Annotated in this window: 4 protein-coding genes; 3 read left to right on the forward strand and 1 reads right to left on the reverse strand. The window is 71.4% G+C overall.

All coding sequences use genetic code 11. From position 1 onward, the window contains the following. Nucleotides 1-57 precede the first annotated feature (57 nt). On the reverse strand, nucleotides 58-1,017 hold the full coding sequence (locus tag RMO85_RS09550) for an asparaginase (protein WP_310528493.1): 960 nt from the start codon (nucleotides 1,015-1,017) through the stop codon (nucleotides 58-60). Between the two features lie 40 nt (nucleotides 1,018-1,057). Between RMO85_RS09550 and cysC the strand changes: the two genes are divergently transcribed. From cysC to RMO85_RS09565, 3 genes are all read left to right on the forward strand, one after another. Further along, the gene (gene cysC / locus RMO85_RS09555; RefSeq protein ID WP_310528494.1) at nucleotides 1,058-2,821 is read left to right on the forward strand and encodes an adenylyl-sulfate kinase; all 1,764 of its coding nucleotides are present in this window, start codon (nucleotides 1,058-1,060) and stop codon (nucleotides 2,819-2,821) included. After that, nucleotides 2,821-3,834 (forward strand): sulfite exporter TauE/SafE family protein, encoded by a 1,014-nt coding sequence (locus RMO85_RS09560; protein WP_310528495.1) that lies wholly within the window; start codon nucleotides 2,821-2,823, stop codon nucleotides 3,832-3,834. Before cysC ends, RMO85_RS09560 begins: the two co-directional genes overlap by 1 nt. A 141-nt stretch (nucleotides 3,835-3,975) precedes the next feature. After that, nucleotides 3,976-4,815, forward strand: coding sequence for a DUF559 domain-containing protein (locus RMO85_RS09565; RefSeq protein WP_310528496.1), 840 nt, complete (start codon nucleotides 3,976-3,978; stop codon nucleotides 4,813-4,815). Nucleotides 4,816-4,876: the final 61 nt, after the last annotated feature.

Consider the following 4,876-nt stretch of genomic DNA (forward strand, 5'->3'; position numbering starts at 1 on the left):
ACCCGCCGTCGACAGGTCCACCCCTGAGCGTCGCCCGGACCGAGCGCGAGCTCGGCGTCAGAAGCAGGCGCGGATCTCTCCGACCGGCTCTCCGCCCCCCAACAGGGTCAGCTCTCCGGTCTTGCGTACGGCGACCGCGTCGACGCCCTCCATCTGGAGCGCGCCCGACCGCTCCAGTGCCGCCGCCATCAGCACCGGCCGCACCCGAGGCGCCCCGTCGTCGGTCTTGAGCGCGAAGGCCCGGCCGTCGGCCAGCGCCACGGCGTAGCAGGACTCCGCACCCGCCTTGCCGATCGAGCCCGGGATGGCCGTGAGCAGCGCACGCTCGTCGCGGGTCGTGCCGGAGACGTAGGCCGGATGGCTGCGGATCGCCTCCGCGATCTGGAACGAGGGGCCCGACGTGGCGACGGCAAGAGCGCGGAAGGCGCGGGCCAGGCCGATCAGCGACGTCGAGAGCAGGGGCGCTCCGCAACCGTCCACGGCCACCACCTCGACCTGCTCGCCGGTGACCTCGGCGAAGGCGTCGGCGATCGCGACCTGCAGCGGGTGCGCCGGGTCGAGGTAGTCCTCTATCGACCAACCATTGAGCACACAGGTGGCGAGCATGGCGGCGTGCTTGCCCGAGCAGTTCATCTGGATCGAGCTCCTGGCGCCGCCGTCGCGGATCACCTGCTCACGCGCAGCGTCGTCGAGGGGGTAGTCGAGCGGGGTCTGCAGGGCGGACTCGTCGAGTCCGGCGCCGGTGAGAATGCGGCGTACACCCTCGATGTGGAAGGGCTCGCCGGAGTGCGAGGCGCACGCGAGCGCGAGCAGCTCGGGAGGCAGTGACAGGCCGGCGCGCACCATGGCCAGCGCCTGGATCGGCTTGTTGCACGAGCGCGGCAGGATCTGCTCGTCGACCATGCCCACGGACCACTCGACCTCACCGGCAGCGTCCAACGCCACCACCGATCCGTAGTGATGGCCCTCCACGAAGCCCGAACGCACGATCTCGGCCACGACGACAGGTCTCGACATGCCTGCAGGCTAGTGCTCGTCGACTGGCAGGATTGACCCCGTGTCCACACCCCAGCACTGCCCCGGCCCGCGCGAGCTCGACGACCTCGAGCTCCTGACCACCGGTGCCCTGCTCCCGCTGACCGGTTTCAACGAGCCCGGCAGTGTCGTGACCATCGACGTCCCGGCCGCCCTCGCGGACGAGCACGAGATCGAGCTCGTGGACCCCGAGGGGCTGCCCCTCGCCGTGCTCGCGCCGCACAGTGGCGCCGTCACGAGCCTCACGCATGCGCAGTTCGGCCCCTTCCGCCGGCTCCACCTCACCCCGCGGCAGGCCCGCGAGCGCTTCGCCCACCGCACGCTGGTGCCCGTCACCGACGCCCTGTCCCGGGCCGACCTCGATGCCGTACGCCGCCTCGGACCCGTGCTCCTGGTGGCGCTTTCCGGCCACGGCACTCCCGCCCTCTCGCCCGTCGCGCTGATCCGGGCCACCCTCGCCGCGGCCGACCTGCTGCCGGACGCCGAGGTGATCGCCGTACCCCTCGCCGCGCACGGCGACGCCGACGCCGACCACTCCCTGGGCCTGCAGGTGCTGGCCAACTACGCCGGTGACGACCGCATCCATGCGCTGCCTGACACCGACGGCCCCTACCCGCTCGCCATCGCCGAGATCGTCGACCGCGACGAGCCGGCTCCCGACGAGCAGGGCCTCGTCCTGTTCTTCACCGGCCTGTCGGGCAGCGGGAAGTCGACCCTGGCCCGCGCGCTGATGGACCGGGTGCTCGAGCAGGGCATCCGCAGCGTCACGAGCCTCGACGGCGACGTCGTCCGCCGCAACCTGTCGGCCGGCCTGACCTTCTCCAAGGAGGACCGCGAGACCAACATCCGGCGGATCGGCTGGGTGGCCGCCGAGATCTCGCGCCACGGCGGACTGGCCGTGTGCAGCCCGATCGCGCCGTTCGCCCAGACCCGCGCCGACGTGCGAGCGATGGTCGAGGGCGCGGGTGGCGCCTTCTTCCTGATCCATGTGGCGACGCCGCTCGAGGAGTGCGAGCGCCGCGACCGCAAGGGGCTCTACGCCAAGGCCCGCCGCGGCGAGATCCCGGAGTTCACCGGCATCTCCTCGCCCTACGACGAACCCGACGACGCCGCTGTCCGCGTCGACACCACCGGGCGGACGATCGAGGCGGCGCTCGACGACGTGATCGAGGCACTCGCGGAGTCCGGCCACCTCGACCTCCGCGCCCCGGACAGCCGGTCGAACCGCGAGGAGCCAAGCAAGGAGAGCACCGAACCCGAGGACGTCACCGGGCCGCTCAACGTCCTGTTCGTCTGCACCGCCAACATCTGCCGCTCGCCCTACATGGAGCAGGTCGCACGGGACCTTGCCGGTGACGCGCAGCTGACGTTCGCCAGTGCGGGGACGCACGGCCTCGACGCGCAGCCGATGAACCCGGACATGGCGGCAACGCTGACTGGCGTCGATCCGGGGTTCCGGAGCCAACCGTTGAGCCGCGATCTCGTCGACTGGGCGGACGTGATCCTCACGGCCGAGAGCTCGCACCGAGCGTTCATCCTCGAGGAGCACCCCCGGGGGTTGCGCAAGGTCTTCACCCTGGGTCAGTTCGCCCGGGTCGTCCAGGCTGCGCCCGCGCTGCACGGACGTGACCTGGTCGCCGCAGCGGGTGAGCGGCGGATCCCCCCGCTGCCCGAGGACGACATCGATGACCCTTACCGGCGCGGGAAGGTGGCCGCTGAGGCGGCAGCGGGCAAGATGTCGATGATGCTGCGACTGATCGTCAGCGCGCTGGCCGAGGAGAAGTGATGGGCGACCTGATCACCATGACCGCCCTGTCGATCGTGGCGGCGGGCTTCTTCGTCGGCATCGTCGTCGGCCTGACCGGAATGGGCGGCGGCGCGTTGATGACGCCGGCGTTGATCTTCCTCGGCGTCGGCGAGGCCGCGACCGTCGTGACGGCCGACCTGACGGCGGCAGCGATCTACAAGACCGGCGGCGCGATCGTGCACAAGCGCGAGGGCTCGCCCAACATGCAGCTGGCCAAGTGGCTGATCCTGGGCTCGGTGCCGATGGCGCTGCTCGGTCCACACCTCGTCAACTGGTTCGCCGATCCGGAGGACCTCGACACCACGCTCAAGCTCTGCATCGGTTTCGCCCTGCTGTTCGCGGCCTCCACCTACGCCCTGCGGCTCTACATCAACCTCAAGCGTGTTCGCGGCGACGGCGTGCAGGCCGACCCCAACCCGCCGATCCGCCCCATCCCCACCGTGCTCGTCGGTGCCCTCGGCGGCCTGCTGGTGGGCATCACCAGCGTCGGCTCCGGCTCGGTGATCATGATCGCGCTGCTGATGCTCTACCCCGGGCTCAGCGCCGTGAAGCTGGTCGGCACCGACCTCGTCCAGGCGGTGCCGCTCGTGATGGCGGCCGCCTTCTCCAACATCGCCCTCCACGGCCTCGACTGGGCGGTGCTGATCCCGCTCGTCATCGGCTCCGTGCCCGGCACCCTGCTGGGCGCGAAGATCGCGCCCAGGGTGCCGCAGTCGATCATCCGTCGCGGCATCGTCGTGGTGCTGACCATGAGTGGCGTCGCGCTGCTCGACAAGGCCGGCTGGGCTCCGCTCGGCGCGGGCGAGGACGAGACGCACCCGATGCTGATCGCCGGGGTCGGCCTGTTCGTCGTCATCGTGCTGCCGATCGTGTGGGGCTTCATCCGCAAGACCCAGGGCCTGCCGATGTTCGGCTCCCCCACCATCGCGCAGCTCGAGGACCCCAACTTCAGGCCCGGTCTCGTGGGGATGAAGCGCACCAAGGACTCCTGAGGGGCCACGTCCTCGCAGCAGCGGATCTGACCTGCGGCGTGTCGCTTTCGGCGTACGGCGTGTCGCCGGACACGCCTCGTCAGGGCGGCCCCCTGTGGACAACCGTTCGCGGTCTCCCCCACGCGTGGCGAGACTCACGGCATGGACGCCGTCGTCGCACTGACCCGCCTCGGGGGGATCGCGACCGCGGGTGAGCTCGTCGGCCTGACCAGCCGCAAACGGCTGCGGCGTGCGGTGACGGCCGGCCGGATCGTGCACGTGTCGCGCTCGCGCTATGCGCTCCCTTCGCCGGAGGAGGCCGAGGCCGTCGCCCTCAGCATCGACGGTCACCTGCGGCTGCTGTCCGCGGCGGCGCACTGGGGGTGGAAGGTGAAGTGGGCGGCGCAGTGGCCGCAGATCCAGGTGGCAGTGAAGCCCGCCGCACTCCTCGACGCGTCGCTCGCCATCGGCCGCCTGCCCAGGGCCGACCTCGACGGCTGGGCGACATCGAGGGTCCGCACCGTGCTGGACTGCGCGGCAGAGCTCCCCTTCGACGAGGCGCTGGCAGTGGCCGACTCGGCGCTGCGCAGCGGCGAGGTGACGCGCGACCAGCTCGAGGCCGCGATGCGAGCGGACACGTCGGTCGCCGTACGCCGCGTGGTGGAGCACGCCTCGCCGCTGGCCGCCAACCCGTTCGAGTCGGTGTTGCGCGCGCTCCTCATCGAGGCCGGCATCTCGGTGGTGCCGCAGTGGGCCACCACGATCGACGGCGTCACCTATCACCCCGACCTCGCCGACCCGATCCACGGCATCGCCATCGAGGCCAACTCGTGGGCCCACCACGCCGCCAAGGCCGACCATGACGCCGACTGCATCCGCTACAACGCCCTGGTCACCGGCGGCTGGATCGTGCTGCGCTTCACCTGGGAGCAGGTCATGTTCTCGCCCGGCGAGGTCGTCGCCACGGTGCGCGCTGCCCTCGGGCTCGTCCGCGCGGGGTGAGGGGCCACTTCGCGGGTGCTGGGGGCACTCCCGACGGCGTGTCGCTTTCGGCGTACGGCGT

The sequence above is a fragment of the Nocardioides sp. genome (genome assembly GCF_031422975.1).
Classification (GTDB): domain Bacteria; phylum Actinomycetota; class Actinomycetes; order Propionibacteriales; family Nocardioidaceae; genus Nocardioides.

Coding starts and splice junctions, on each gene's coding strand:
- RMO85_RS09550 (WP_310528493.1), bottom strand. CDS start 1,017: ATGTCGAGACCTGTCGTCGTGGCCGAGATCGTGCGTTCGGGCTTCGTG.
- RMO85_RS09560 (WP_310528495.1), top strand. CDS start 2,821: ATGGGCGACCTGATCACCATGACCGCCCTGTCGATCGTGGCGGCGGGC.
- RMO85_RS09565 (WP_310528496.1), top strand. CDS start 3,976: ATGGACGCCGTCGTCGCACTGACCCGCCTCGGGGGGATCGCGACCGCG.